At 69.3% G+C, this 24,784-nt stretch carries 24 protein-coding genes; 14 read left to right on the plus strand and 10 right to left on the minus strand.

What is annotated here, in order from left to right; all coding sequences use genetic code 11:
- Positions 1 to 20: 20 nt before the first annotated feature.
- From FHS44_RS07945 to FHS44_RS07975, 7 genes are all read left to right on the plus strand, one after another.
- A complete protein-coding gene (locus FHS44_RS07945; protein WP_184713185.1) occupies positions 21 to 560 on the plus strand; it encodes a F0F1 ATP synthase subunit B in 540 nt (179 codons plus the stop codon).
- Entirely contained in the window at positions 560 to 1,369 is an 810-nt protein-coding gene (locus FHS44_RS07950; RefSeq protein ID WP_184713186.1) for a F0F1 ATP synthase subunit delta, read from the plus strand. Before FHS44_RS07945 ends, FHS44_RS07950 begins: the two co-directional genes overlap by 1 nt.
- Positions 1,370 to 1,392: 23 nt before the next feature.
- A complete protein-coding gene (atpA, locus tag FHS44_RS07955; RefSeq protein ID WP_184713187.1) occupies positions 1,393 to 3,042 on the plus strand; it encodes a F0F1 ATP synthase subunit alpha in 1,650 nt (549 codons plus the stop codon).
- Positions 3,043 to 3,045: 3 nt separating this feature from the next.
- A complete protein-coding gene (locus FHS44_RS07960; RefSeq protein ID WP_184713188.1) occupies positions 3,046 to 3,945 on the plus strand; it encodes a F0F1 ATP synthase subunit gamma in 900 nt (299 codons plus the stop codon).
- Position 3,946: 1 nt separating this feature from the next.
- Entirely contained in the window at positions 3,947 to 5,374 is a 1,428-nt protein-coding gene (gene atpD / locus FHS44_RS07965) for a F0F1 ATP synthase subunit beta (RefSeq protein WP_184713189.1), read from the plus strand.
- A gap of 62 nt (positions 5,375 to 5,436) precedes the next feature.
- The gene (locus FHS44_RS07970) at positions 5,437 to 5,844 is read left to right on the plus strand and encodes a F0F1 ATP synthase subunit epsilon (protein WP_184713190.1); all 408 of its coding nucleotides are present in this window, start codon (positions 5,437 to 5,439) and stop codon (positions 5,842 to 5,844) included.
- 42 nt (positions 5,845 to 5,886) lie between these two features.
- Entirely contained in the window at positions 5,887 to 6,300 is a 414-nt protein-coding gene (locus FHS44_RS07975) for a DUF2550 domain-containing protein (RefSeq protein ID WP_221460376.1), read from the plus strand.
- Between the two features lie 322 nt (positions 6,301 to 6,622).
- Here FHS44_RS07975 and FHS44_RS07980 read toward each other — a convergent pair whose 3' ends face one another.
- Complete coding sequence (locus FHS44_RS07980) at positions 6,623 to 8,239, minus strand: M4 family metallopeptidase (RefSeq protein WP_184713191.1); 1,617 nt, start codon at positions 8,237 to 8,239, stop codon at positions 6,623 to 6,625.
- 328 nt (positions 8,240 to 8,567) lie between these two features.
- On the minus strand, positions 8,568 to 9,425 hold the full coding sequence (locus FHS44_RS07985) for an NAD(P)H-binding protein (RefSeq protein ID WP_184713192.1): 858 nt from the start codon (positions 9,423 to 9,425) through the stop codon (positions 8,568 to 8,570).
- A 155-nt stretch (positions 9,426 to 9,580) separates the two neighbouring features.
- On the opposite strand from FHS44_RS07985, the gene FHS44_RS07990 reads away from it, so the two are divergent.
- The gene (locus FHS44_RS07990) at positions 9,581 to 10,057 is read left to right on the plus strand and encodes a MarR family winged helix-turn-helix transcriptional regulator (protein WP_184713193.1); all 477 of its coding nucleotides are present in this window, start codon (positions 9,581 to 9,583) and stop codon (positions 10,055 to 10,057) included.
- Between the two features lie 349 nt (positions 10,058 to 10,406).
- On the opposite strand, the gene FHS44_RS07995 is transcribed toward FHS44_RS07990, so the two are convergent.
- Together FHS44_RS07995 and FHS44_RS08000 are read right to left on the minus strand one after the other, a co-directional pair.
- A complete protein-coding gene (locus tag FHS44_RS07995; RefSeq protein WP_184713194.1) occupies positions 10,407 to 11,363 on the minus strand; it encodes a DUF2332 domain-containing protein in 957 nt (318 codons plus the stop codon).
- Positions 11,364 to 11,652: 289 nt separating this feature from the next.
- Positions 11,653 to 12,243 carry a cob(I)yrinic acid a,c-diamide adenosyltransferase gene (locus tag FHS44_RS08000; protein WP_184713195.1) on the minus strand — a complete coding sequence of 197 codons (591 nt, stop codon included), beginning with the start codon at positions 12,241 to 12,243 and terminating at the stop codon, positions 11,653 to 11,655.
- Between the two features lie 66 nt (positions 12,244 to 12,309).
- Between FHS44_RS08000 and FHS44_RS08005 the strand changes: the two genes are divergently transcribed.
- The 6 genes from FHS44_RS08005 (at position 12,310) to FHS44_RS08030 (ending at position 19,744) form a co-directional block, all read left to right on the plus strand.
- Positions 12,310 to 15,483 (plus strand): S41 family peptidase, encoded by a 3,174-nt coding sequence (locus FHS44_RS08005; protein ID WP_184713196.1) that lies wholly within the window; start codon positions 12,310 to 12,312, stop codon positions 15,481 to 15,483.
- A gap of 91 nt (positions 15,484 to 15,574) precedes the next feature.
- Positions 15,575 to 16,633: an ABC transporter ATP-binding protein gene (locus FHS44_RS08010; RefSeq protein ID WP_184713197.1), complete on the plus strand. Its 1,059-nt coding sequence runs from the start codon at positions 15,575 to 15,577 to the stop codon at positions 16,631 to 16,633.
- A 32-nt stretch (positions 16,634 to 16,665) separates the two neighbouring features.
- On the plus strand, positions 16,666 to 17,463 hold the full coding sequence (locus tag FHS44_RS08015; RefSeq protein ID WP_184713198.1) for an ABC transporter permease: 798 nt from the start codon (positions 16,666 to 16,668) through the stop codon (positions 17,461 to 17,463).
- A 12-nt stretch (positions 17,464 to 17,475) separates the two neighbouring features.
- On the plus strand, positions 17,476 to 18,696 hold the full coding sequence (locus FHS44_RS08020) for a sensor histidine kinase (protein ID WP_184713199.1): 1,221 nt from the start codon (positions 17,476 to 17,478) through the stop codon (positions 18,694 to 18,696).
- Positions 18,693 to 19,286 carry a response regulator transcription factor gene (locus FHS44_RS08025; RefSeq protein ID WP_184713200.1) on the plus strand — a complete coding sequence of 198 codons (594 nt, stop codon included), beginning with the start codon at positions 18,693 to 18,695 and terminating at the stop codon, positions 19,284 to 19,286. Before FHS44_RS08020 ends, FHS44_RS08025 begins: the two co-directional genes overlap by 4 nt.
- A 140-nt stretch (positions 19,287 to 19,426) precedes the next feature.
- A complete protein-coding gene (locus tag FHS44_RS08030) occupies positions 19,427 to 19,744 on the plus strand; it encodes an STAS domain-containing protein (RefSeq protein WP_184713201.1) in 318 nt (105 codons plus the stop codon).
- 64 nt (positions 19,745 to 19,808) lie between these two features.
- On the opposite strand, the gene FHS44_RS08035 is transcribed toward FHS44_RS08030, so the two are convergent.
- From FHS44_RS08035 to nucS, 6 genes are all read right to left on the minus strand, one after another.
- Positions 19,809 to 20,414 carry a TetR/AcrR family transcriptional regulator gene (locus tag FHS44_RS08035; protein ID WP_184713202.1) on the minus strand — a complete coding sequence of 202 codons (606 nt, stop codon included), beginning with the start codon at positions 20,412 to 20,414 and terminating at the stop codon, positions 19,809 to 19,811.
- 187 nt (positions 20,415 to 20,601) lie between these two features.
- A complete protein-coding gene (locus tag FHS44_RS08040; RefSeq protein ID WP_184713203.1) occupies positions 20,602 to 21,225 on the minus strand; it encodes a response regulator in 624 nt (207 codons plus the stop codon).
- 3 nt (positions 21,226 to 21,228) lie between these two features.
- Positions 21,229 to 22,371, minus strand: a complete 1,143-nt coding sequence (locus FHS44_RS08045; protein WP_221460377.1) for a sensor histidine kinase — start codon at positions 22,369 to 22,371, stop codon at positions 21,229 to 21,231.
- Positions 22,368 to 23,168, minus strand: a complete 801-nt coding sequence (locus tag FHS44_RS08050; protein WP_184713204.1) for an ABC transporter permease — start codon at positions 23,166 to 23,168, stop codon at positions 22,368 to 22,370. Before FHS44_RS08050 ends, FHS44_RS08045 begins: the two co-directional genes overlap by 4 nt.
- Positions 23,165 to 24,016 (minus strand): ABC transporter ATP-binding protein, encoded by an 852-nt coding sequence (locus FHS44_RS08055; protein WP_184713205.1) that lies wholly within the window; start codon positions 24,014 to 24,016, stop codon positions 23,165 to 23,167. Before FHS44_RS08055 ends, FHS44_RS08050 begins: the two co-directional genes overlap by 4 nt.
- A 93-nt stretch (positions 24,017 to 24,109) precedes the next feature.
- Positions 24,110 to 24,769, minus strand: a complete 660-nt coding sequence (gene nucS / locus FHS44_RS08060; RefSeq protein ID WP_184713206.1) for an endonuclease NucS — start codon at positions 24,767 to 24,769, stop codon at positions 24,110 to 24,112.
- Positions 24,770 to 24,784: the final 15 nt, after the last annotated feature.

The following is a 24,784-nucleotide window of genomic DNA, read 5'->3' on the forward strand; positions in this document are numbered from 1 at the left end:
TCTGACGGAAGGCAGCACCCATGTATGTCCTAGCGGCAGAGGAAGCAAGCAATCCGCTTGTGCCCAACGTGGCCGAGATGGTCGTCGGCGGGTTCGCATTCCTGGTTGTCCTCTTCATCGTCGGGCGTCTCCTGGTTCCCCGTATCCAGAAGACCCTGGCCGAGCGTGTCGACGCGATCGAGGGTGGCCTGAAGCGAGCCGCTGACGCGCAGGAAGAGGCGCAGCGGGCCCTCAAGCAGTACCGCGACCAGCTCGCCGAGGCTCGTCACGAGGCGTCGCGCCTGCGTGAGGAGGCCCGGGAGCAGGGCGCGCAGATCAAGGCGGAGCTCCGCGAGGAGGCGCAGGCCGAGGCCCGTCGTCTCATCGAGGCCGCGCACGCCCAGATCGAGGCCGACCGCCAGCAGGCGTTCGCCCAGCTCCGCACGGAGATCGGCCGCCTGTCGGTCGACCTCGCCGGTCGCATCGTCGGTGAGTCCCTTGAGGACGAGGCGCGTCAGCGTCGCACCGTCGACCGGTTCCTTGAGGAGCTTGAGGCCGGCAACAGCGCGGCGGTTCGCTGATGCGAGGTCTGAGCAGGGCTTCGCTGGCCGAGGTCGAAGAGCGCTTCAACGCCGTCGCGGGAAGCGCCGACCTCGGCTCGCTGGCCGACGAGCTTTTCGCGGTCGCCGACCTGTTCGACCGTGAGCACGGGCTCCGCCGTTACCTGTCCGACCCGGCCCGTCCGGCGTCCCAGAAGGCCCAGGCCGTACGGGTGCTGCTGGAGGGCAAGGTCAGCGGTGCCGCACTGGAGACGGTCGTCCAGGCCGTCTCCGTCAGGTGGTCCGGCTCGGGAGACTTGGCGGACGCCCTTGAGCGGCTCGGCGTCGTCGCCGCCTCGGCCGAGGCCGAGGCGCAGAGCAAGCTCGACGACGTCGAGGACGAGCTGTTCAGGTTCGGGCGCATCGTCGCCTCAAACCTGGACCTGCAGCGCGTCCTGACCGACCCCGCCGTCGCCGGGCAGGCCAAGCAGGAGCTGCTCGGCTCCCTGCTCGACGGCAAGGTCGCCCCCACCACCCTCCGTCTGGTCACGCAGCTTGTGCTGCATCCGCGAGGACGTAGCCTGGACAGAGGGCTGGACGAGTTCGGCAGCCTGGTCGCCGCCCAGAGGCAGCGCCTCGTCGCGGTGGTGCGCAGCGCGGTCGATCTTTCCGAGGAGCAGAGGCGGCGTCTCGCCACGTGGCTGCGCACCTCGTACGGCCGCGACGTTCACCTGAACGTCGAGGTGGACCCGCGAGTGCTCGGAGGGTTCTCGGTGCGGATCGGGGACGACCTCATCGACACCACGATCGCGGGACGAATCGAAGAAGTCCGCCGCCGGTTGGCCGGCTAGGCGAATAGGGAGACTGAAGAGAGATGGCGGAGCTTACGATCCGGCCGGACGAGATCCGGGACGCGCTTGAGCGCTTCGTCCAGGCGTACGAGCCGGAAGGCGCCGCGCGCGAGGAGATCGGGACCGTCGTCGACTGCGGCGACGGTATCGCCCATGTCTCCGGCCTTCCCTCGGCGATGGCGAACGAGCTGCTTGAGTTCGAGGACGGTACGCGTGGCCTGGCACTGAACCTGGACGTCCGGGAGATCGGTGTCGTTGTCCTGGGCGACTTCAGCAAGATCGAGGAGGGCCAGTCGGTCCGCAGGACGGGCGAGGTCCTGTCCGTGCCGGTCGGCGACGCCTTCCTCGGCCGAGTGGTCGACCCGCTGGGTGTTCCGCTGGACGGCAAGGGCGCCATCGAGTCCGAGGGCCTGCGCGCCCTCGAACTCCAGGCCCCGTCCGTCGTTCAGCGCCAGCCGGTCAAGGAGCCGCTGCAGACCGGCCTCAAGGCGGTTGACGCCATGACGCCGATCGGCCGCGGTCAGCGCCAGCTGATCATCGGTGACCGTGGCACCGGCAAGACCGCCATCGCCGTGGACACCATCCTCAACCAGCGGGAGAACTGGCTCTCCGGCGACCCCGAGAAGCAGGTTCGCTGCGTCTACGTCGCCGTCGGCCAGAAGGGCTCCACGATCGCGCAGGTCAAGGGCCGCCTTGAGGAGGCGGGCGCGATGGAGTACACCACCATCGTCGCCGCCCCGGCCTCCGACCCCGCCGGTTACAAGTACCTCGCCCCCTACACCGGTTCGGCCATCGGCCAGCACTGGATGTACCAGGGCAAGCACGTCCTCATCGTCTTCGACGACCTGACCAAGCAGGCCGACGCCTACCGCGCCGTCTCCCTGCTGCTGCGCCGCCCGCCGGGCCGTGAGGCCTTCCCCGGCGACGTCTTCTACTTGCACTCCCGTCTGCTGGAGCGCTGCGCGAAGCTGTCGAAGGAGATGGGCTCGGGCTCGATGACCGGTCTGCCGATCATCGAGACCAAGGGCAACGACGTCTCGGCGTTCATCCCGACCAACGTCATCTCCATCACCGACGGTCAGTGCTTCCTTGAGACCGACCTGTTCAACTCGGGTGTGCGTCCGGCCATCAACGTCGGTGTCTCCGTCTCCCGAGTCGGTGGCTCCGCGCAGATCAAGGCGATGCGCAAGGTCGCGGGCACGCTGCGTCTGTCGCTGTCGCAGTTCCGTGACCTGGAGGCCTTCGCCTCCTTCGCCTCCGACCTGGACGCGGCCTCCCGCGCCCAGCTGGAGCGCGGTCAGCGCCTGGTCGAGCTGCTCAAGCAGCCGCAGTACGCCCCCTTCCCCATCGAGAAGCAGGTCGTCTCGGTCTGGGCGGGCACCACGGGCGAGCTGGACGACGTCCCGGTCGAGGACATCCGCCGCTTCGAGACGGAGTTCCTCGACTACGTCTCCAGGGAGAAGAAGGGTGTCTTCGACAGCATCCGCGAGACGAAGGACCTGTCCGACGACACGGTGACGGCCCTCAAGGACGGCATCACCGAGTTCAAGAAGTCCTTCGAGACCTCGTCGGGTGAGCTGCTGGTCAACGAGGAGCCGGTCGCCGCGCTGTCGGCGGACGAGGTCGGCCAGGAGAAGATCACCAAGCACGTCCGCTCGGCCGAGAAGAAGTAGCCGATGGGTGCCCAGCTAAGACTGCTGCGGCGGCGGATCAAGTCGGTCAGGTCCACGGCGAAGATCACGCGCGCCCAGGAGCTCATCGCCTCGTCGCGCATCGTCAAGGCGCAGCAGCGGATGCAGGCGGCCGTGCCGTACGAGCGCGAGATCACCCGCGCCGTCACGGGGGTCGTCAGCAACACCAGCAGCGTCGACCACCCGCTGACGGTTTCGAAGGAGCAGCCCACCAGGGCGGCCGTGCTCGTCGTCACCAGCGACCGCGGGTTCTGTGGCGGCTTCAACGCCAACATCCTGCGTGAGGCCGAGGCCCTCGGCACGCTGCTGAAGGGCAAGGGCATCACGCCGGTTCCCTTCGTGGTCGGCCGTAAGGGCATCGCCTGGCACACCTTCCGCGGCCGCGAGATGGGCGGACAGTGGGACGGCTTCTCCGACAGTCCGTCCTACGTCCACGCCAAGCAGATCGCGGACACGCTGATCGAGGCGTTCTCGGCGCAGGACGGGGTGGACGAGATCCACATCGTCTCTACCGGGTTCGTCTCGATGCTCACGCAGGAGGTCGCGGTCAAGCGCATCCTCCCGCTTGAGATCGAGGAGACCACCGCGAAGCCGGAGACGCCGCTGCCGTACTTCGAGTTCGAGCCCACCGCGGGCGCCGTGCTCGACACGCTGCTGCCGCGCTACGTGGAGTCGCGCATCTTCAGCGCGCTGCTCCAGTCGGCCGCCTCCGAGCACGCCTCGCGTCGCCGGGCCATGAAGTCGGCGACCGACAACGCCAACGAGCTGATCCGCGTGTTCACCATGCAGATGAACCAGGCTCGCCAGGCCGAGATCACCCAGGAAATCAGCGAGATCGTCGGTGGCGCCAACGCGCTGGCTGACGCCGCAGCGGGGAAAGAGTGAAATGACTGCACAGACTGTTGAGACCGGCGTGGGCCGCGTCGCGCGGGTCACCGGTCCCGTCGTCGACGTGGAGTTCCCCGTCGAGGCGATGCCCGAGATCTACAACGCGCTGAAGGTCGACGTCACCCTCGCGGGTGAGACCAAGACCCTGACCCTGGAGGTCGCCCAGCACCTGGGTGACAACCTGGTCCGCGCCATCTCCATGCAGCCCACCGACGGCGTGACCCGTGGCGCGCCGGTGACCGACACCGGCGCCGCCATCTCCGTGCCGGTCGGCGACGTCGTCAAGGGCCACGTGTGGAGCACCCTGGGCGAGTCCCTGGACGTGCCGACCGCGTCGCTGAAGATCGAGGAGCGCTGGGGCATCCACCGTCCCTCGCCCTCCTTCGACTCCCTTGAGTCGCGCACCGAGATGCTGCCCACCGGCATCAAGGTCATCGACCTGCTCACCCCGTACGTCAAGGGTGGAAAGATCGGTCTGTTCGGTGGCGCCGGTGTCGGCAAGACCGTTCTGATCCAGGAGATGATCCGCCGTGTCGCGCTGAAGTTCTCGGGCACCTCGGTGTTCGCGGGCGTCGGCGAGCGCACCCGTGAGGGCAACGACCTCTGGCTGGAGATGGAGGAGGCGAACGTCCTCAAGGACACCGCCCTCGTCTTCGGTCAGATGGACGAGCCCCCGGGCACCCGTCTGCGCGTCGCGCTCTCCGCCCTGACCATGGCGGAGTACTTCCGTGACGTGCAGAAGCAGGACGTGCTTCTGTTCATCGACAACATCTTCCGGTTCACCCAGGCCGGTTCCGAGGTCTCCACCCTGCTCGGCCGTATGCCGTCCGCGGTGGGTTACCAGCCGACCCTGGCCGACGAGATGGGTGTTCTCCAGGAGCGCATCACCTCGACCCGTGGTCACTCGATCACCTCGATGCAGGCGATCTACGTCCCCGCGGACGACATCACCGACCCGGCCCCGCACAACGCGTTCGCGCACCTTGACGCGCAGACCGTTCTGTCCCGGCCGATCTCGGAGAAGGGCATCTACCCCGCGGTGGACCCGCTCGACTCCACCTCGCGGATCCTCGACCCGCTGATCATCGGCGAGGAGCACTACCGCGTGGCCCAGGAGACCAAGCGGATCCTGCAGAAGTACAAGGAACTGCAGGACATCATCGCGATCCTGGGTATCGACGAGCTCTCCGAAGAGGACAAGGTCACCGTCAACCGGGCCCGCCGTATCGAGCGCTTCCTGTCGCACCCGATGTACGCCGCCGAGGCGTTCACCGGTCAGCCGGGTGAGTTCGTGCCGCTGGACGAGACGATCGCCTCGTTCAAGGGTCTGTGCGCCGGTGAGTACGACCACCTGCCCGAGCAGGCGTTCTTCATGGTCGGTGGCATCGAGCAGGCCATCGCCAAGGCCAAGGAACTCGCCCGCTAGTCGCCATCGGCACCGGTACGGCTTGGCCGTACCGGTGCCTGGTTCGAAAGGAACTCAGGAAAGTGGCGAAGCTGCGAGTAGGCGTCGTCTCGCCGGAGCGTGAGATCTGGTCCGGCGAAGCCGACATGGTGATTGCCAAGACCATCGACGGCGAGATCGGTATCATGCCTAAGCACGCGCCCGTGCTCGGCGTCCTCGTTGAGGGCGGCGTGCTGACGGTCAAGCGCGGCGGTGGCGAGCCTGACCTCGTCGCCGCGGTCCACGGAGGCTTCCTCTCGGTGGCGGACAACGAGGTGTCGATCCTGGCCGAGCTGGCCGAACTCGGCTCCGAGGTGGATGTCGCCGCCGCCAAGGACGCCCTCCAGCGGGCTCAGGCCTCCGTCGAGGCCAACCAGGAGGACGCCGACGCCGCGATCGAAGCCAAGCGCGCCAGGGCAAGGCTGCGCGCGGCTGGCGAAGAAGTCGGATAAATTCTGCTTCTGAGCGCGGTACCGGTTGTTGGGGGCGGATACATGGTGGTGCTGGACGTACTCATCGTCGTGGCGCTGCTGGCCGCCCTCCTCGCCTCCCGCGTGTTGATCCTGACCCGATCTCGGGGCTCGGTGCTGTGTTGCCTGCGCCCGATGTCGGGGGAGCGAGGCTGGCGGGTCGGTGTGGCCCGCTATGCCGTCGGTCAGCTCAACTGGATTCCGCTCATAGGTCTGCTTCCAAGGCCGCGCCACGTGATCGTGAGGCGCGGCCTTGTCGTTTCCGGGCGCCGCAGGATCGGGCCGGACGAGTTCTACGGCTTCATCGAGGGCGTGACGGCGCTGGAGTGCCGCAACGAGCGTGAGGCGTTCGAGCTGGCGATGGGATACCGGGCGCTGACCGGCTTCGTCGCCTGGCTGGAGTCCGCCCCGCCCAGCGCCCACCTCGACGTGGCCTGATCCTCGGATCGAGTACGGCCCTGCCCCGCGGTGTCGGGGACATGTCAGGATATGTCCCCGACATGTCGGAGGACATGTCGAGGACATGGAGAATGGCCCGGACCTGGTGTGGTCCGGGCCATCCGGCGTTCTCAGGGGAGAACGCGGCCCCCGGGACGTCCCGTGAGTGACGGTGCGGGTTGGTCACTCATGGTGCCGTCGAATCGCCGGGGTCCAGTTACCGCCACCGAGCCGGTGAGGGTGCCGGGGGTTTGCCCGGTGACGGGGCTTGACGGGCCTCGCGTGCGTGGACGGGATCGCCGTCACACACGTCCGGCGTCTCTTACGGGCAGGTGGGCTCGCCACTCTGCGCGCCGACGCTGATCGCGGTCCAGGCGGCCTTGACCGCGTTGAACTCGACACAGCCCGAGTACAGGGACTTGGCGGCCTTCAGGGTCGCCACCCGTGCCTTGCCGTGCGTCCAGGGGATGGTCTTGAGGTTGAGGCCGCCCTGGAAGATCCGCCCGGCCTTCTGGATGCCGATGCCGGTCAGGCTGGACGGGCCGGAGCAGACGGGGCTGGCAGGCTTGCCGCCGCCGGGGTTGGTGCCCTCGGCGAGCAGGTAGAACCAGTGGTTCTGCGGGCCTGCGGCCTTGTGCACCTCGGTGCTGGGGATGGAGGAGCTGTAGCAGTTCGGGTCACCGTTGGTGCTCGGCTTGTACATGTAGCGGATGGGGCCGCTGCCGACCAGGTCGACCTCCTCGCCGACGGTGTAGTCCGGCGGGTCGTAGGCGTTGTTGGCGTAGGCCTCGGTGAGGGCTCCGAAGATGTCGCCGGTGGACTCGTTCAGACCGCCGGCCTCGTTGCCGCTGCCGGAGCCGCCGGAGCCGGAGAACTGGAAGATGGCGTGGCCGTACTCGTGGGCGACCACGTCGATCGGGGTGGCCTGTCGGCTGTTCGACTGGTTGTGGCCGAAGTTGGTGTAGGAGCCGTTCCAGAAGGCGTTGACCTGGTTCAGGCCGACCCGCGCCGGGAAGGCGCCGCCGCTGCCGTTGAAGCCGTTGCGGCCGAGCCAGTTCTTCAGCAGGTCCCATTCCTTCTGGGCCGCGTAGAGGGCGTCGACGCAGGCGGTCTCAAGGTTGGTGCCCGAGCCGTTGCCCCAGGAGTCGGTGCTCTTGGTGTAGGCGGCGCCGTTCTGGCCGCCACACCTCAGGCCGGGCCTGGTGGTGTCGGTCAGGGAGTAGGAACTGCCGGAACCCGAGGTCTGGATGGTGACCGGGTTGCCGTTGTAGTAGCTGTTGCCGGTTCCCTCCTTGACCTCGTCCACCTTGTCGATGACGGCGCCGGTGCGCGCGTCGACGTACACGTGCAGGACGCTCTCGGACTTGTCCGAGCGTCCGGTGAGCCCGACCTCCCAGGCCAGCGCCGGGGTCTCGGTCGCCGCGTGGACGACGAGCACCGGCGCGGAGGCGGTCGCGACGGTGGTGAGCTGGCCTCGGGCGGTGGCCGAGGCGGCCTCCGCGCTGACGACGGGGGCGGTGTCGAGGTTGAGCGTGGCCTGCTGGCCGGAGACGACGTCCCGCGCCTGCTCGCCCGTCCGGTCGGTGGCGACGATCACGTCACCGCCGTAGACGGGAAGACCCCGATAGGTGCGCTTGTAGTGCACGTACTGGAGACCGAAGGTGCCCACGACGGTCCTGTCGTGGGTGAAGCTGTCCTGCGGAGCCTTGTGCAGTGCCTGGGACTGCGCCACCAGCGCCTTTTCCGCGGTGGCGATCGCACGCTCACGGCTCTGGGCGTCCGGCGGAGCGTAGGCGCCATCGGAACTCGCGGTGGCCGAAGGATCGGTCAGGGCGCCGTTCGGCTGGGCGTACGCGCCGGTCGCGCTCGTGAGCGCGGATGTGGCCAGGGCGGCTGCCGCCAGTACGGCGACGCCCCCCAGCCTTGTCTTGGACCTCACTACGGATGACTCCTCTCACAAGTCCCACAAAGGGGGGAAGGGACTAGCAGGAGCCCGTGGCCGGCCAGGGCTGCACTAAAGGTGACATGCAACAGAAAGATTGACAAGCCTCGTAAAGGCATAGCATTTTCGTATGTCAAGGTAAACGCGGAGTAACCACGCTTAGAACCCTCCGTTGTCCCCCGCCCACGCTGCGCGTGTTCCGTGAATGGGCGGGGAACGGGGGTCTTCGCGGCCCCTCCGGCTTGGCGCGCTGCGCCCGATCCGTGCGCGGACGGCGGAGTGGCGGCCATAACCGCCCGATGATGCCCCCGGACCCTTTCGGGCGTCAGGAGCCGAAGGCGTCGGCGTGGTCCTCGGCCCAGGTGGCGAAGGAACGTGCCGGACGGCCGGTCAGCCGTTCGACGGTCCGGGTGGTCTCGGCGGGCGTGCCGTCGTACTCACGCCACCAGGTGAGGAGGGCGTCGGCGACCGGGGTGGGGATGTGCGCGGCGGTCTCCTCCCTCCAGGTCTCCTCGCTCACGACGTCGAGCGCGATGGGCCTGCCGACGGCCCGGGAGATGTGGCCGACCTGCTCGGCGAAGGTGAGGGACTCGGGACCGGTCAGGTGGTTGTCGGCGTCGGGGGAGCCGGTGGGCAGCGAGCCGGTGAGCGCGGCCAGTGCGATGTCGGCGATGTCGGCCTCGTGCACCGGGGCGGCCTGGACGTCGGGATAGGGCAACCGTACGGTGCCGGTCGTCCTGACGGCCGGGGACCACAGCAGCGCGTTGCTCGCGAAGGCGTCCGGCCGTAGCAGTGTCGATCTGATCGGAGAGGCCTTCAGGGCGCGCTCGGTCCTCAGATGCATGTCGGAGATGGGGCTGGGGTGGTCGGGGTCCGGGTCGGGGAACAGCACCGCGCTCGACGACAGCAGCACGATGTGCTCGACCCCCGCCTTCTCGGCCGCGTCGGCGAACGCGGTGGCGTGCGAGGGGTCGGCGTAGAGGAAGACCGAGGTGATCCCCTCCAGGGCGACGGGGAAGGTGTCCGGATCGGACAGGTCACACCGTACGGCGGGCACCCCCTCCGGTGGGTGGAGTTTGTCCGGGTTCCGCGAGGCGACGCGCACGTCGTGGCCCGCGGCGTGCAGGAGGTTCAGGAGTGTGCCGCCGACGAGTCCGCCGCCCCCGGTGACGAGGATGGTCATGTCTGGTTTCCCTTCTGCGGGTTCCCGGTGCACCGCACGAGCGCCGCGGTGGGCGGGGAAAGGGGTGTGATGATGTCATTACGACGTCAGCGTGACGCATATGTTGCGTCACGCAAATTTTGCGCCATGCACATAATCTGAGGCAAGGAGGCTCGGTGTCAAACCGGGCGGAGCTGCTCAGGCGGATCATCGCCGAGGGCAGACGGAACTACGCGGCCTGCACGCTGCTCAACCAGGCGCTGGCCGACCGGCTGGGCCTGCACTCCACCGACCTGCAGTGCCTGAGCCTGCTCGACCTGGGGGAGGGCGAGCCGCTGAGCACGGGCGAGATCGCCAGGATGACCGGGCTCACCCCCGGCTCGGCCACCCGGCTGGTCGATCGCCTTGAGCGGGCCGGTCTGGTCGTACGGTGTGCCGACCCCGGCGACCGCAGACGGACCATGGTCGTCCCGAACCCCGAGTCCCTGGACAGGGTCACGCGGGCCTGGGAGACCTCGGGCCGGGCGCTCACCGAGGTCCTCGACGACTTCACCGACGACGAACTCGCCGTCATCGGCAGCTACCTACGCCGCAGCGCCCAGGTCGGCCAGGAGCAGGCCGTACGGCTGAGCGCGGAGGAAACGGACGGGTAGAACGTTCCGGCGAGCCCGCGAGGATCTGTGCGGATGGATTCTGGCGGTGGGCATTCGACCCTTGGGGCGTGACCTCAGGAGTCCGGGGTTCCCGATCGGCCCTGGCCATTCACGGAACCCCGGAGCATCACCCTTGATCGCCTGTATCACCAGGTGAGAAAGGATTCCTCCGTTGCCTTGTCGTCCTTTCCAAGGCTCTAGTTTCCATCGTTGTCTACTTTTCTGTGAACACCTTGGGAGAGGCTCGCGCATTGACACGACGGCCTATCTCACCCTCTGACGGCCGTGTTTTCACCCTCGCCGTTCGACAAGTAACAGGGCTTGTTCGCCGTTTGTGGAGAACATCCGGTCAGGGTGTGAGCCACTCCATTGACCCGCCGTGCGGGTCGGTGAGGGCGAGGGGGTGGCCGTCCAGGGAGAGGACGAATGTCGCGCGGTGCCGCGGGATGGGCCGGGGGAGGCGCGCGGCGACGGACGGCAGGACGTGGGGTGCCTCGTTGGAGATCCAGTGTCCCGGCAGGTCACGTGTCGCCGTGACGAAGGTGTCCCGCTCCTCGGGGGAGAGATAGGCCAGGACGGCACTGTGCATGACGACCGGGGTCGCGCCGGACGGGACGCGTGAGACCAGGTCCCGGACGATCCGGTTGAGGTCGCCGCGCACCAGGAATGGCGGATCGGCCCGCGCGACGCGGACGGCCTCCCTGAGCCGGTCGAGCCGGTCGGGCTGCCCCGGCCAGACGAGGCACTCCAGCCAGCGCACATCCTGGGCGGAACGGACGTCGAGCGGGTTGAGATCGACGCCCGCGCGCCAGACGACGCTCGGCGGCCGCTCGGGGATCGGCACGGGCCCCGCTGTACGGCAGGCGAGGACGGGACCGTCGGCGGGGCCGAGCGGGGGCAGGTCGTCGTAGCGGTAGCGGTAACGGTCGGGATACAGGCACAACCCGGCCGAGGCTCCCACCTCGATCAGGGCCAGCGGCTGGGGCAGGCCCGCGAGCACCGGCAGGAGCGTCGCGCAGCGGCCGGGCTCGTTCGTCTGGGTGCGCCGTTCGAGCATCGTGGTGTGCAACCGAGGCCAGTGCGCGGTGACCCACTCACGGAAGGCGGGGTAATCCTCGACGGGACCGCCGAGGAACCGCACGGCCGCCAGCAACAGATTGGGCTGCCGCCTGGCGACAGGAAGCCCGTCGATGAGCGCCAACACCCCAGGATCCTCCGAGATCCCCAAGGCCAACCCCTCATAGACCGCAGACCGCCCCCGAACCTCCCCCTCAGCAAACCGCCGATACACCCCAGCCGTCTCCACGGCCCTCCTCCTTCACCCCAACGCCCCACAACCTCACGCCACACGGCCTCAGCCCCGCCGACGCCCAGGAAGAGGCTTCGACTCAGCCACCCTCAGCACTGCGCGTGAAAAGATCTTGGATACCGGCGCCGCGCGTGAGGGGTTTGGGGTACCGGTGCCAAGCGTGAGGAGTTTCGGCTTGGGCGCGTCGGTGAGCTGGACTGAGGAGTGACGGAGCGCAGCGGAGGAGCGACGAGGGAAGTCACCGACTTCAGGCGCCCAAGCCCGCGCTGCCGGAGGCAGCGCCATGTCACCTTGTCCCGCCCGGTTTCCACAAGATCTCTTCACCCTTGGCCGCCACGCGGCACAGGATGAACAGCAGGTCGCTGAGGCGGTTGAGGTACTTGGCGGTCAGGGGGTTGACGTCGTCGTGTTCCTCAAGGGCCGACCAGACGACCCGTTCGGCGCGCCGGGTCACGGTCCGCGCGACGTGGAGCTGTGCGACCGCGGGGGTGCCGCCGGGCAGGATGAAGCTGCGCAGCGGCTTGAGCCGTTCGTTGAACTCGTCGCACCGGGCTTCGAGCCACTCGACGTAGGAGGGTTCGACGCGCAGTGGGGGGAACTCGGGGTTCTCGGTGATCGGCGTGGACAGGTCGGCGCCGAGGTCGAACAGTTCGTTCTGCACCCTGACCAGGACCGCGGTGACGTCCTCGTCGAGGGTTCCCACGGCCAGGGCGACGCCGATCGCGGCGTTGGCCTCCTCGACGTCGGCGTACGCGGCCAGGCGAGAGTCGGTTTTGCGGGTGCGGCTCATGTCGCCGAGCGCGGTTGTGCCGTCGTCGCCGGTGCGTGTGTAGATCTTGGAGAGCACCACCGGGTTGTCTCTGTCAGCTCGCGTCATGAGGATCAGCGTATCTTGCACAGAATTACTCCTGATTAGTCAGATAGCTGACAATATGATTTACCGATGGTTTCCGGTTTTTACCTGCGTTTCCCGCACATCTCCCGGGAGACACTGACCTTCGTCGCCGACGACGACGTCTGGACCGCTCCCGCCGAGGGCGGCAGGGCCTGGCGCCTGACTTCGGACAGGGCGCCCGCCTCGCATCCTCGGCTCTCACCCGACGCGACCAGGGTCGCGTGGACGAGTGTCCGCGACGGCCACCCCGAGGTGCATCTCGCCGACCTGGAGTCCGGGTCGGCCGAGAGGCTGACCTACTGGAACGACCCCAGGACCCGAACGCGCGGCTGGACCCCGGACGGCAGGATCCTCGCGATCAGCGCCACCGGCCAGCCGTTCGTCTGGCGGAACTGGGTCTACGCGCTCGGCGACGGCCACGTCGAACGCCTGCCGTACGGGCCGGTCTTCGACCTGTCCGCGACGGGGGACGGCGGGGGTCCGGGGGAGGCGGGGGCGACGGTCGCGCTGCTCACCTCCTCGCTCTCCCGCGACCCCGCCTCATGGAAGCGCTACCGAGGCGGTACGGCGGGCCGCCTGTGGATACGGCGCGGCCTGTCTGAGGAGTTCGAGCGGGTCCTGACGGAGGTGAGAGGCAACCTCGCCAACCCGATGCTGGTCGGGGGGCGCCTGGTCTTCCTCTCCGACCACGAGGGCGTCGGCAACCTCTACTCCTGCGAGCTCGACGGCACCGGCCTGCGCCGTCACACCGACCACGACGTCTTCTACGCCCGCCACGCGACCACGGACGGCACCAGGATCGTCTACCAGAACGCCGGTGATCTCTATCTGCTCGACGACCTCGACGGTTCGCCGCGCAGGCTCGACGTGACGCTCGGCTCGCCACCGAGGGGGCGGCAGCCGTACCAGGTCAATCCTGGGTGGCGGTTGCACAGTCTGGCGGTTGACGCGACCGGGCAGGCCAGCGCGGTCGAGGTCCAGGGGACGGTGCACTGGCTCACCCACAGGGACGGACCCGCGCGGCAGCTCAGCTCGGGGCTGGCGGCGGGCAGGCCGCGTGTCCTGGGCACGGACCGGGTGGTGTGGGTCTTCGACGACGGGGAGCGGCAGGGGCTGGAGATCGGCCCGGCCGGGGGCGGGGAGACCCGCAGGATCGCCGTCGGAAGGCTGGGCGAGGTCGGTGACCTGGCCGTGGCGCCGGATGCGAACACGATCGCGGTGGCGTCCAGGGACGGCGGGCTGCTTTTGGTGGACGTGGCCTCGGGGGAGGTCGTCGAGCTGAGCAGGGCGAACGGCGAGATCAGCGGGCTGACCTGGTCGCCGGACTCCGCGTGGCTGGCGTGGTCGCACCCGGACGCGACCCCGCTGCGGCGGATCAGGCTGGCCAGGCTGTCCGACCGGGTCGTCACCGACGTCACCGACGGGCGGTTCGTGGACGTCTCGCCCGCCTTCGCCGGGAAGTATCTGGCGTTCCTGTCGCGCCGGGGCTTCGACCCCGTCTACGACGCGCACTCCTTCGACATGTCCTTCCCGTTCGGCTACCGGCCGTACCTCGTGCCGCTGGCCTCGGGCACGCCGTCGCCGTTCGCGCCGAGCGCAGAGGGGCGGCCGCTGACCGATCCCGAGGACGACAAGGACGACGAGACCCCGTTCACCGTCGATCTCGACGGCATCGCCTCCAGGGTGGTGCAGGTGCCGGTGCCCGAGGGGCGCTACTCGGAGCTCAGCGCGGTCAAGGGCGGCATCGTCTGGCTGCGCGAGCCGCTGGCGGGCGAGCTGGGTGAGGACCGGGACCGGGTCGGCGGGGACGCGCCCAGGCCCGCGCTCGACCGTTTCGACCTGGTCAGGCGCAAGTGCGAGGAGATCGTCGACAAGCTCGACTGGTACGAGGTGAGCGGGGACGGCACCCATCTCGTCGTCTCGGACAAGGGGACCCTCACCGTCAGGCAGGTCTCCGGCAAGAACGGCGACGACACGACCATCGACCTGTCGCGGATCCGCGTCACCGCGGACCCGGTCGTGCTGTGGCGGCACGCCTACACCGAGATGGGCCGCAGGGTCAGGGCCGACTTCTGGGTCGAGGACATGGCGGAGGTGGAGTGGGAGACGGTGCTCGACGAGTACCGGCCGCTGGTCGAGCGCCTGGCGACCCAGGACGACTTCGCGGACCTGCTGTGGGAGGTCATGGGGGAACTGGGCACCTCGCACTCCTACGTCTACGCCGCCCCGTGGGGGCACCGGGTCTCCGAGCCGGTGGGCCTGCTGGGCGCCGACCTGTCCCGGGACGAGGAGGGCCGCTGGCGGATCGACCGGGTGCTGCCCGGGGAGTCCTCAGACGTGCACGCCCGCTCGCCGCTGGCCGTACCGGGCGCCGGGATCGCTCCCGGGGAGACGCTGCTGGCCGTGGACGGCCGTCCGGTTCCGCCGAGGGGGCCCGCGCCGCTGCTGGTCGGGGCCGTGGACAAGCCGGTCGAGCTGACCCTGGGCGGCGGCCGGAGGGTCGTCGTCACCCCGCTGCGTGACGACCGGCGGCTGCGCTACCAGGACTGGGTCACCGAGCGCAGGGCGCACGTCCGTGAGCTGGGCGGGGGCAGGGTCGGCTACCTGCACATCCCGGACATGGTGGCGGAGGGGTGGGCGCAGTTCCACCGTGACCTGCGCAGGGAGATGACCAGGGAGGCCCTCGTGGTCGACCTGCGGGGCAACCGGGGCGGCCACACCTCCGAGCTGATCATCGAGAAGCTGATCCGCAAGGTCATCGCCTGGGACCTGCCCAGGGGGCTGAACCCGCTCACCTATCCCGAGGACGCGCCGCGCGGCCCGCTGGTCGCGGTCACCGACCACAACGCCGGGTCGGACGGCGACATCGTCACCGCCGCGTTCAAGATCCACAAGCTCGGCCCGGTGGTCGGCACCAGGACCTGGGGCGGTGTCATCGGCACCGAGGGCGATCATCGTCTGGTCGACGGTTCCTACATCACGGTGCCGAGGTACGCCTTCTGGTTCGACGGGCTCGGCTGGGAGGTCGAGAACCACGGCGTCGATCCCGATGTCGAGGTGGACATCTCCCCGCGTGACTGGGCGGAGGGTCGCGATCCGCAGATCGAGGAGGCGGTACGGCTGGCGCTGGCGGCCCTCGAAGAGCGGCCCGCGGTGACGGCTCCCGACCACTCGCGGCGTCCCTCCCGGCGCCGTCCGGCGCTGCCGCCGAGGCCAAGCTGACATTTGTCAGTTCCGCCGACTGACATATCTCCGTTTGTGTGGTGATATCCACGACTACCTGGCGAAAGACAGAAATATCAGGATTATCGCCATGAGAACACCACAGCTCGCGGACACGGCGGAGACCGGAGCCGTCGGCCTCGAAAACGTCATCGAGGTCGGCGGGCTCCGGCAGAAGTACGGCGACTTCGAGGCCGTACGAGGCGTCTCCTTCACGGTCGCCAGGGGTGAGGTCTTCGCCCTGCTCGGCACGAACGGGGCGGGCAAGACGACAACGATGGAGGTCCTGGAGGGCTTCACGCCCGCCACCCAGGGAACCGTCAGGGTCCTCGGCCTCGACCCGGTCAGGCAGCGCCGTGGCCTGCGGCCCCGCATCGGGATCATGCTGCAGGAGGGTGGCTTCTTCGGGGATCTCACGGTCGCCGAGACCGTCGAGCTGTGGAAGGGGCTGAGCGAGGACGCCGGACGCCCCGTCACCCTGTCGGGCACCGAGGTGCCGGGACGCCTGTCCCTCACGGGCTGGACGAAGGGGATCAACGGGGCGACCATGGGCGCGCTCGAACTGGTCGGCCTGGAGAACAAGGCCAGGACCAGGGTCAAGCAGCTGTCCGGCGGCCAGAAGCGCAGGCTCGACCTCGCGCTGGCCGTACTGTCCGCCCCCGAGCTGCTCTTCCTCGACGAGCCGACGACGGGCATGGACCCCGAGGCGCGCCGTACGACCTGGCGGGTGATCGAGGACCTGCGCGAGCGGGGCACGACCGTGCTGCTCACCACGCACTACCTGGAGGAGGCCGAGCGCCTCGCCAGCCGCCTGGCGATCATGCACGAGGGGCGGATCCACACCTACGGCACCGTTGACGAGGTCGTCTCGGGCTCCGGCGACATCGTCTCCTTCCGGCTCGGCGGGGCGTCGCGCTCCTACGACGAGCTGCCCTTCCTGGACGGCGCCGCCCCAACGCTCACCTACACCGGCGAGGGCACCGAGGTCGTCTACACGCTGACCGACGGGCAGGCCCACGTCCGCGCGCACGCCGCCCTCTCACCGCTGCTGGCCTGGGCCGACGGCCGGGGCGAGGTCCTTGAGCGGCTGACCGTGCGCAGGGGGACCCTGGAGGACGCCTTCATGCGGGTGGTCGGGGAGACGGCATGAGACCGCAGACGATCAACGGAGGACGACAGACCATGAGGACCGACGTCCTGCATGCCGTACGGCTGGCGAAGCTCGACCTGACCCTGGTCTTCAGGAACACCACGGCGCTGTTCACGGTGCTGCTGCTGCCCCTGATGATGGCCTGGCTGTTCACCCAGACGCAGGGGACGGCGACCATCGAGGGGGCGCCCGCCGCGCTCTACGTGCTGACCGGGGTGCCCGGCCTGATCGTGGGATTCGCGGTCTTCATCAACCTGGTGAACTCCTTCACGGCCCGTCGTGAGGAACTGGTGCTCAAGCGGCTGCGCGGGGGCCAGCCGTCCGCGGCGGCGGTCATGGCGGGCAGCGCCCTCGGCGCGCTGGCACTCTTCCTCGGCCAGGTGGTTCTGCTGGCGATCTGGATCCGGCGCGCCGAGGGGGCGACCCCGGTCAACATCCCGCTGATGCTCCTGGCCGCGGTCCTGGGGGTCGCGGTGTTCGGGCTGCTCGCCGCCGCCTTCTCCGGTCTGACGCCGAACGCGGAGATGGCCCAGATCACGGTGCTTCCGGTGATCCTGGTCATGATGGTCGGCTCCCCGGTGGCCTTCCCGACGAACGCGCTGCCCGGGGCGCTGGGGACGATCTCCGGCCTGCTCCCGGTGACCCCGATCGTGAAGATCATGCGCAGCGCGTTCCTCGGCGCCGACCACTACACCGGCACCGGCAGGGCGCTGAGCGCGCTGGAGCAGTGGACGGGGGCGCTGCCCTCGCTCGGGATCCTGGCCGGCTGGGTCGTGGTGACGGCCCTGCTCGCCAGGTGGCTGTTCCGGTGGGAACCCCGGCACGGATAACGTCTACGCGAGATGCAGACAAAAAGTGACACAGGGGAGGCGGGGGGCGACATGGTCCCCGCCTCCCCGGCGTTCTTCGGCAGGCTGCGGGGCCGTACCAGACGCACGAGTGTGGAGCGGCTGCGCAGATCGACCGCGGGCACGCTGCTGGTCGGCGTGTTCTTCGCCTGGCTCGGCGTCTTCACGAGGCTCACCGTCGAGAACGTGCGCGTCCCGGTCGTCGTGACGGTCCTCGACGTGGCGGGGACTGTCGTCTTCACCGTCCTGTATGTGAGGATCCTCAGGGCCTCGATCGCCGGGACCAGGGCGGATCGCGAGATCGTCGCCTCCGGCGCGCTCGCGCTGGTCATGCTGGCGCTGCTGGACGGCGAGCTGTGGTCCCTCGGGCTCCTGGCCATCGCCTGGTCCTCGGGGGCGGTCCTGCTGCTGGACCGGAGGGGCGCCATCGCCGCGTCCGTCGGCGCGGCGGCCGTCGCGGTGGCCCTCGTGCCCAGCGGGAACTTCAAACCCAACGGCGACCCGCTCCTCGCGGTCGTCGCCTTCCTCGCGATGGCCGTGTTCATGCCGTGGACCAACCGCTTCCAGCTCTGGTTCTGGAAGGTGGTCAGGTCGGCCGAGGAGGGCAAGGAGGCCATGGCCAGGCTGGCCGTCACCGAGGAGCGGCTGCGCTTCTCCCGCGACCTGCACGACCTCGTCGGGCACAGCCTGTCCGCGATCGCCCTCAAGAGCGAGGTCGCCGTCAAACTGTCCGGCGCCGACGTGGAGCGGGCCGCTGCGGAGATGGACGAGGTGCGCGCCCTGGCGCGGGAGGCGCTCAAGGAGATCCGTACGGCGGTGCGCGGCTACCGCACGGTCGATCTCGACGCCGAACTGCGCAGCATGACGGCCGTGCTTGAGGCGGGCGGCATCGCCTGCTCCCTCGAACTCCCCAGGGAGGAGGTCCCCGAGGAACTGGCCACGCTGCTGTCCTGGGTGATCCGCGAGGGCACGACCAACGTGCTCAGGCACAGCTCGGCGACCCGCTGCCGGATCGCGATCGTTCTACGGGAGGGTACGGCGGTGCTGGAGATGACCAACGACGGCGCCACGCGGCCGGGCGGACGCGGCGGCACCGGGCTGACGGGCATGTCCGAGCGGGTCACGGCCATGGGAGGGGTCCTCACCGCGGGAGCGGGCGAGGGCGCGGGGGAGTTCAGGTTGCGGGCCACGATCCCGCTGGAGGGGACACGATGATCCGGGTTCTGCTGGCCGACGACGAGCACCTGATCCGCAGGGCGATCGCCACCCTGCTCGGTCTTGAGCCGGACATCGAGGTGGTCGCCGAGGTGTCCAGGGGAGACCTGGTGGGGCGGGCCGTACAGGAGAACGCTCCTGACGTGGTGGTGCTGGACATCGAGATGCCGGGGATGGACGGGCTGAGCGTGGCGGAGACGCTGCCGGGCCAGGCCGTACTGATCCTGACCAGTTTCGGGCGGCCCGGCCACCTGCGGAGGGCGCTGGCGGCGGGGGTGCGCGGGTTCGTCCCCAAGGACGCCTCGGCTGAGGAGCTGGCCGCGGCGATCCGCAAGGTCCACGCGGGCGGGCGCTACCTCGACCCCGAGATGGCGGCCTCGGCGATGATGGCGGGGGAGAGCCCGCTCACCGAGCGCGAGCGCGACGCCCTGTCCCTGGCCTCTCAGGGGGCGACGGTCGTGCAGATCGCGGCCTCGCTGCACCTCACCGAGGGGACCGTGCGCAACTACCTGTCCAACGCCATCACCAAGCTCGGCGCGACCAACCGGATCACCGCGATCCGTGTGGCCCAGGAAAAAGGTTGGTTGTGAACAGCATCTTTCTCCCAGAAGGGGGCAAGGGCTCCTCATGACGGCAGAAAGCCCGGCCCATGCGGCGGGGCTTTCACACGGCCCGATGTCATGTGGCCGACCGACCGCGGTGGCGCCGGGGTCCGGCCAAAGGAGGGGGTATGCGCGCCATTGGAAAGCCCGGAGCGCAGGTGGTTGTGGTGGGCAACCGCCTCGACGTGGGCACCGTCGCCGGACTGCGTCCGCGGTTGCACGACGCGGTCGACGAGGGAAAGGGAGATCTGATCGTGGATCTCTCCGAGCTTGAGATGATCGACGCCACCGGTCTCGGCGTGCTGGTCGGCACGCACCGCAGGGCGATGGGCGCCGGGCGCCGCCTGGTGCTCAGGGGGGTTCCTCCCCGCGTCATGCGGGTGCTGGCGGTGACCCGGCTCAACCGGGTGCTGATCGTCGAGGTGCCCATGGCCGCGGTGGCCTGACCCCCACGCCCCGGGGCGGCCGGGGCGAGGGGGACGGCGGGGTCACAGAAGGGTCACAAAAGGTTCACAGGGCGAACGACCGGCTGAAGATGTGCACGGCCGTACTGACCAGGTCGGCGACCGGGGGCGGGTCGTCGGCCAGCACCCATTCGACGAGCAGCTCCTGGACGGCGCCGATCATGCCGAGCGCGAGCAGACGACGGTTGGGCTCGATCGTCTCCGGCAGGTCGAAGGCCCCGGCCTCGATGACCTTCGCGAAGGCCCGTACGGCCTGCTGCCGTGACGTGGCGAGACAGTCGCCCGCCCTGCGCACCTCCAGGTGCATGATGCGGGCGCGTCTCCTGTCCTCGGTGACGAAGGTGATATATCCCGATATACCCGCTTTTATTTTGCTGAGCGGGGTGTCGGGAGCCTCCTCGACGGCCTTCGCCACCGCCGAGACGGCCTCCTGGACGCACCTTTCGTGCAGCGCCTGCATGAGTTCGGTGCGTCCCGAGAAACACTCGTAGAACGCGCGGTTGGAGATGCGCGCGGTCGCGCACAGCCTCTCGATCGTCGTCTCTGGGAATCCGGGGTCGGAATAAAGGGTGTACGCCGCGCAGATCAAACGTTCCCGTCGTTCGGCGAGACGCTCCTCCGCTGACATTCCCCGGTATGGCCGGCCGTTCATGTCAAGCACACCACCTTGGTGTGGGGTTGACAAATGCTCGTTTTATCACTTCCACCTCATGATCCTGGCCCCCGGAATCCCCCATTATGGGTGCAAGATCCTTTTTGCGGAAGAGTAAGCGTCGCCCTGCTTGCACACTTCATGCAAGAAGGTCACGAGCCTGACTGACCAGTCAAGTCAGCGGGGTTCAGCGGACCAGCAACCCCCGGTCCAGAGCCGTGGTGACGGCCGCCGTACGGTCCGAGACGCCCAGCTTGCCGAAGACGCGAAGCAGGTGGGTCTTCACCGTGGTCTCGCTGATGAACAGCGCCCTGCCGATCTCGGCGTTGGTCAGTCCGTCGGCCACCAGCGTGAGCACCTCGGCCTCGCGCGGCGACAGGGTCTCGGCGGCCGGCGTCCGCATCCTGGTGACCAGCCGGGTCGTCACGGACGGCGACAGCACGGTCTCCCCACGCGCGGCCGAGGCGATCGCGGACAGCAGGTCGGCCCGCGAGGTGTCCTTCAGCAGGTAACCGGCCGCCCCCGCCTCGACCGCGCGCAGGATGTCCTGGTCCGTCTCGTAGGTCGTCAGCACGACCACCCTGGTCCTCGGCAGGGCGGCCAGGATGCGCGAGGTGGCGCTCACCCCGTCGCCGTCGGGCATCCGCAGGTCCATCAGGACCACGTCGGGCCGCAGTCGTACGGCCCGCGCGACCGCCTCGTCCCCCGAGGCCGCCTCCCCGACCACGGAGATCTCCGGGGCCGCCTCCAGCATGCCCCGCAGACCCTCACGGACCACGGGGTGGTCATCGACGATCATCAGTCGCAGCACTCGTCAACTCCTCGTCTGGCCGCCGCCGGGGGAAACGGGGACGGTGATCTCCAGGACGGTGCCCCCGCCGTCGGCGGCCGTCAGCGTCAGCGACCCTCCCACCTGCTCGGCCCGCACACGCATGCCGCGCAGGCCGTACCCCTCACCGAAGGACCCGAGGCCCACGCCGTTGTCGCGGACCGTCAGCCGGGTCGCCGAGGGGAGGTGGACGAGCGTCACGGTGACGGCGGAGGCGTGGGCGTGCCTGCGGACGTTCGCCAGCGCCTCCTGCGCCGCGCGCAGCAGGACGACCTCGGCCCCGGTCCACATCGGCCGCGCCTGTCCGGTCACCTCGAACGAGGCGGCGACGGCCAGTTCCTCACCGAACCTGGAGACCATCCGCCCCAGCGCCTCCTCAAGCGTCGAACCGTCCAGCGGTGCCGGACCGAGCGCGGCGACCAGCGCGCGGGCCTCCGCCAGGTTCTCCCTCGCCGTCCGTACGGCGAGCCCGATCCGCCGCTCGTCCGGCTGCTGCAGCAGCATGACGATGCTGGTGAAGCCCTGGGCCAGGGTGTCGTGGATCTCCCCGGCCAGCCGCTCCCGCTCGGCCGCCGCCCCCCGTTCCGCCGAGAGCCTGGCCACCTCGGCGCGGCTTTCGACAAGCTCCCCGATGAGGGCCGCCCGCTCCGCGCTGAGCGCGGTGACCCGCTCCGACCACATGCCGAAGGCCATGGAGAACAGGATCGCGGTGGCGGTGACCGTCAGGAACTCGTACCTCCCGGGGCCGTTGAGGAGCAGATGACGCGGGATGTGGGCCACGCTCAGCAGGACCACCGGGATCATGGCCGTCCTGGCCGAATAGACCACGAAGCACTGCGGGCACAGCCCGAACAGGGCGAACGTCGAGATCGAGGCCGTGGAGGCGGCGCAGCCGTACAGGACGACCAACGCCACGACGTAGACCGTCCCGCGCCGCGGGTCGTCGGCCATGATCGCCGGACGGCCGAGCAGGAGGTAGAGCGGCAGGACGGCGAGCAGACAGACCGCGGCGACCGCCTTCTCCGCTCCGGACATGCCACCGGTGACGACGAACACGACAGGCAGCAGGACCGTCGAGACCAGCAGGATCTCCCAGACGAGCGGTGACGACTCCCACGAGGGAGTCATCCGTCGCGACGGCTCTTCCACCGGAACGTCAGCAGGCACAGCACCAGCCCTCCGATGACCCAGGCTCCCAGGACCAGGGCGACCCGGTCCAGTTCGTAGGACCCGGCGACCTCAAGCGCGGCCCCGGCGTCACCGATGAAGACCGAGCGGAACCCCTGGCACATCCACTTCAGCGGGAACACCGAGGCGACGTTCACCAGCCACGCCGGTAGCTGGCTGACCGGGATGAACACCCCGGAGACGAACTGCAGCACCACGAACGGCATCGCGATCACCGCGCTCGCGCTCCTGCCCGAGCGGGGCAGGCTGCTGGCCGCGACCCCGAGCAGCGCCGAGGCAAGCACGCCGAGCACGAAGACCCAGCAGAACGTCACCCAGGCGGACACCCGGGTGGGCAGGTCGAGCCCGAACGCCAGCATCCCGATGACCAGCAGCAACGCCACCTGGCACAGGGACAGGAACAGCGTGTGCAACGCCTTGCCGACAAAATAGGACGAACGCGGCAGCGGAGTGCCCGCCAGCCGTTTGAGCGTGCCGTCGTCACGGTCGATCGCGATGCCGATGCCGAGGTTCTGGAAGCCCGTCATCGCCGCCGAGCCGATCAGCCCGGCCACGTACAGCTGGGCGACGCTGACGCCGGTCCCCGCGACGGAGCCGCTGAAGATCGCCCCGAAGATCGCCAGCAGGACGATCGGGAGAGAGAAGGTGAAGATGACCGCGTCCCGCTCGCGGAGGAACATCCTGGTCTCGAAGACCGCCCGCGACAGCCCCAGCCGTGCCACGGACGACCGGCTCATGGGGTCACCTCGGGGAGGGTGACGAGCCGGAGGTAGGTCTCCTCCAGGGTCGGCCTGGTCACGGTGAGGTCGGGAACCTCCCCGTCGAAGCGCCGGGTCAGCTCGATGACCGTTCCGGTGGGGGTCTCGGTCTCCAGCGCGCGCCGTTCACCCCCTTCCGACCAGCTCACCCTGGCCTTGGCGCTCGCCCGCCCGCCCAGCGTCGCGGGCTCGCCCTCTGCGACGATCCGGCCCCCGGCGACCACGGCGACCCGGCTCGCCAGCGCCTCGGCCTCGTCCAGATAGTGGGTGGTCAGCACGATCGTGGTGCCCTGCCCTGCCAGGTCCCTGATCAGCTCCCAGAACCGTCGCCTGGCCTCCGGGTCGAACCCCGTGGTCGGCTCGTCGAGGAAGAGCAGCTCGGGATCGCCGATCACGCCGAGCGCCACGTCGAGCCGCCGCCGCTGCCCACCGGACAGCTGGCGAACCCGCCTGTTCACGTTCTCCGTCAGGCCGACCCGCTCGATCACCTCGTCCGGGTCACGCGGAGCCGGGTAGTACCCCGCGAAGTGCCGGACGGTCTCCCCGACCGTCGCCTCGGTCATGTCGTTGGCCGTCTGCAGCACGATCCCGATCCGGGCGCGCCAGCCCCGGGTCGGTCTGCCGGGATCGACGCCGAGGACGCTGACCTCCCCGGCGTCCCTGGTCCTGTGACCCTCAAGGATCTCGACCGTGGTTGACTTGCCCGCGCCGTTCGGGCCGAGGATCGCGAACACCTCGCCCGCGTGGATGTCGAGGTCGATACCCCCGACCGCCCGCACGTCGCCGTACCGCTTGGTCAGGCCACGCGCCTTCACCGCCGTCTCCATGCCCCAAGCGTCCGCCTTGTACGGCTTTCGCGGCACCCACGACCGGTGGAACATTCCTGTCCTCCGAACGGAGGACAGGGTCTTTCGGAACCCTCAGAACAGCGTGTCGGTGCGCTCGATGCCGCGCAGCGCGTCGTAGTCGAGGGTCACGCAGCGGATGCCACGGTCCTCGGCCAGCGTCCTGGCCTGCGGCACGATGGCCTGGGCGGCCAGGATGCCACTGACGGGCGCGAGCAGCGGGTCGCGGTTCATCAGCTCCAGATAGCGGGTGAGCTGCTCGACGGCGTCGATGTTTCCCCTGCGCTTGAGCTCCACGGCCACCGAGGCGCCGGTGTGGTCACGGCAGAGGATGTCGACCGGCCCGATCGCCGTCATGTACTCGCGGCGGACCAGTGTCCAGCCCGCGCCGAGCGTGGTGATGTGCTCGGCCAGCAGCTCCTGCAGATGGGCCTCGACCCCGTCCTTGACCAGCCCGGGATCGACCCCCAGCTCGTGGCTGGAGTCGTGCAGGATCTCCTCCATCGTCAGGAGCAGCTTCTCCCCGGTCTTGCCGTGCGTGACCGTCCAGAGGCCGTCCTCCTCCCGGAGCTTGCAGGGCGGGTTCATCCAGTTCAACGGCTTGAACGCCCGGTCGTCCGCATGGATGGAGACCGAGGAGTCCGCCTTGATCAGGATGAGCCTGGGAGCCATCGGGAGATGGGCGGTGAGCTTTCCCACGTAATCCACGCTGCACCGCGCGATGACCAGACGCATGGCACCCAAGCCTAG

This window comes from Streptosporangium saharense, assembly GCF_014203715.1.
GTDB lineage: Bacteria > Actinomycetota > Actinomycetes > Streptosporangiales > Streptosporangiaceae > Streptosporangium > Streptosporangium saharense.

Excerpts from the sequence above, each read along its gene's own strand:
- FHS44_RS08010 (WP_184713197.1), top strand. The coding sequence starts at position 15,575 with ATGAGAACACCACAGCTCGCGGACACGGCGGAGACCGGAGCCGTCGGC.
- FHS44_RS07960 (WP_184713188.1), top strand. The coding sequence starts at position 3,046 with ATGGGTGCCCAGCTAAGACTGCTGCGGCGGCGGATCAAGTCGGTCAGG.
- FHS44_RS07950 (WP_184713186.1), top strand. The coding sequence starts at position 560 with ATGCGAGGTCTGAGCAGGGCTTCGCTGGCCGAGGTCGAAGAGCGCTTC.
- FHS44_RS08025 (WP_184713200.1), top strand. The coding sequence starts at position 18,693 with ATGATCCGGGTTCTGCTGGCCGACGACGAGCACCTGATCCGCAGGGCG.
- FHS44_RS08020 (WP_184713199.1), top strand. The coding sequence starts at position 17,476 with ATGCAGACAAAAAGTGACACAGGGGAGGCGGGGGGCGACATGGTCCCC.
- nucS (WP_184713206.1), bottom strand. The coding sequence starts at position 24,769 with ATGCGTCTGGTCATCGCGCGGTGCAGCGTGGATTACGTGGGAAAGCTC.
- FHS44_RS07975 (WP_221460376.1), top strand. The coding sequence starts at position 5,887 with ATGGTGGTGCTGGACGTACTCATCGTCGTGGCGCTGCTGGCCGCCCTC.
- FHS44_RS08045 (WP_221460377.1), bottom strand. The coding sequence starts at position 22,371 with ATGACTCCCTCGTGGGAGTCGTCACCGCTCGTCTGGGAGATCCTGCTG.
- FHS44_RS08005 (WP_184713196.1), top strand. The coding sequence starts at position 12,310 with ATGGTTTCCGGTTTTTACCTGCGTTTCCCGCACATCTCCCGGGAGACA.
- FHS44_RS08000 (WP_184713195.1), bottom strand. The coding sequence starts at position 12,243 with ATGACGCGAGCTGACAGAGACAACCCGGTGGTGCTCTCCAAGATCTAC.
- FHS44_RS08035 (WP_184713202.1), bottom strand. The coding sequence starts at position 20,414 with ATGAACGGCCGGCCATACCGGGGAATGTCAGCGGAGGAGCGTCTCGCC.
- FHS44_RS08015 (WP_184713198.1), top strand. The coding sequence starts at position 16,666 with ATGAGGACCGACGTCCTGCATGCCGTACGGCTGGCGAAGCTCGACCTG.
- FHS44_RS08055 (WP_184713205.1), bottom strand. The coding sequence starts at position 24,016 with ATGGAGACGGCGGTGAAGGCGCGTGGCCTGACCAAGCGGTACGGCGAC.
- FHS44_RS07945 (WP_184713185.1), top strand. The coding sequence starts at position 21 with ATGTATGTCCTAGCGGCAGAGGAAGCAAGCAATCCGCTTGTGCCCAAC.
- FHS44_RS07985 (WP_184713192.1), bottom strand. The coding sequence starts at position 9,425 with ATGACCATCCTCGTCACCGGGGGCGGCGGACTCGTCGGCGGCACACTC.
- atpA (WP_184713187.1), top strand. The coding sequence starts at position 1,393 with ATGGCGGAGCTTACGATCCGGCCGGACGAGATCCGGGACGCGCTTGAG.
- FHS44_RS08030 (WP_184713201.1), top strand. The coding sequence starts at position 19,427 with ATGCGCGCCATTGGAAAGCCCGGAGCGCAGGTGGTTGTGGTGGGCAAC.
- FHS44_RS08050 (WP_184713204.1), bottom strand. The coding sequence starts at position 23,168 with ATGAGCCGGTCGTCCGTGGCACGGCTGGGGCTGTCGCGGGCGGTCTTC.
- atpD (WP_184713189.1), top strand. The coding sequence starts at position 3,947 with ATGACTGCACAGACTGTTGAGACCGGCGTGGGCCGCGTCGCGCGGGTC.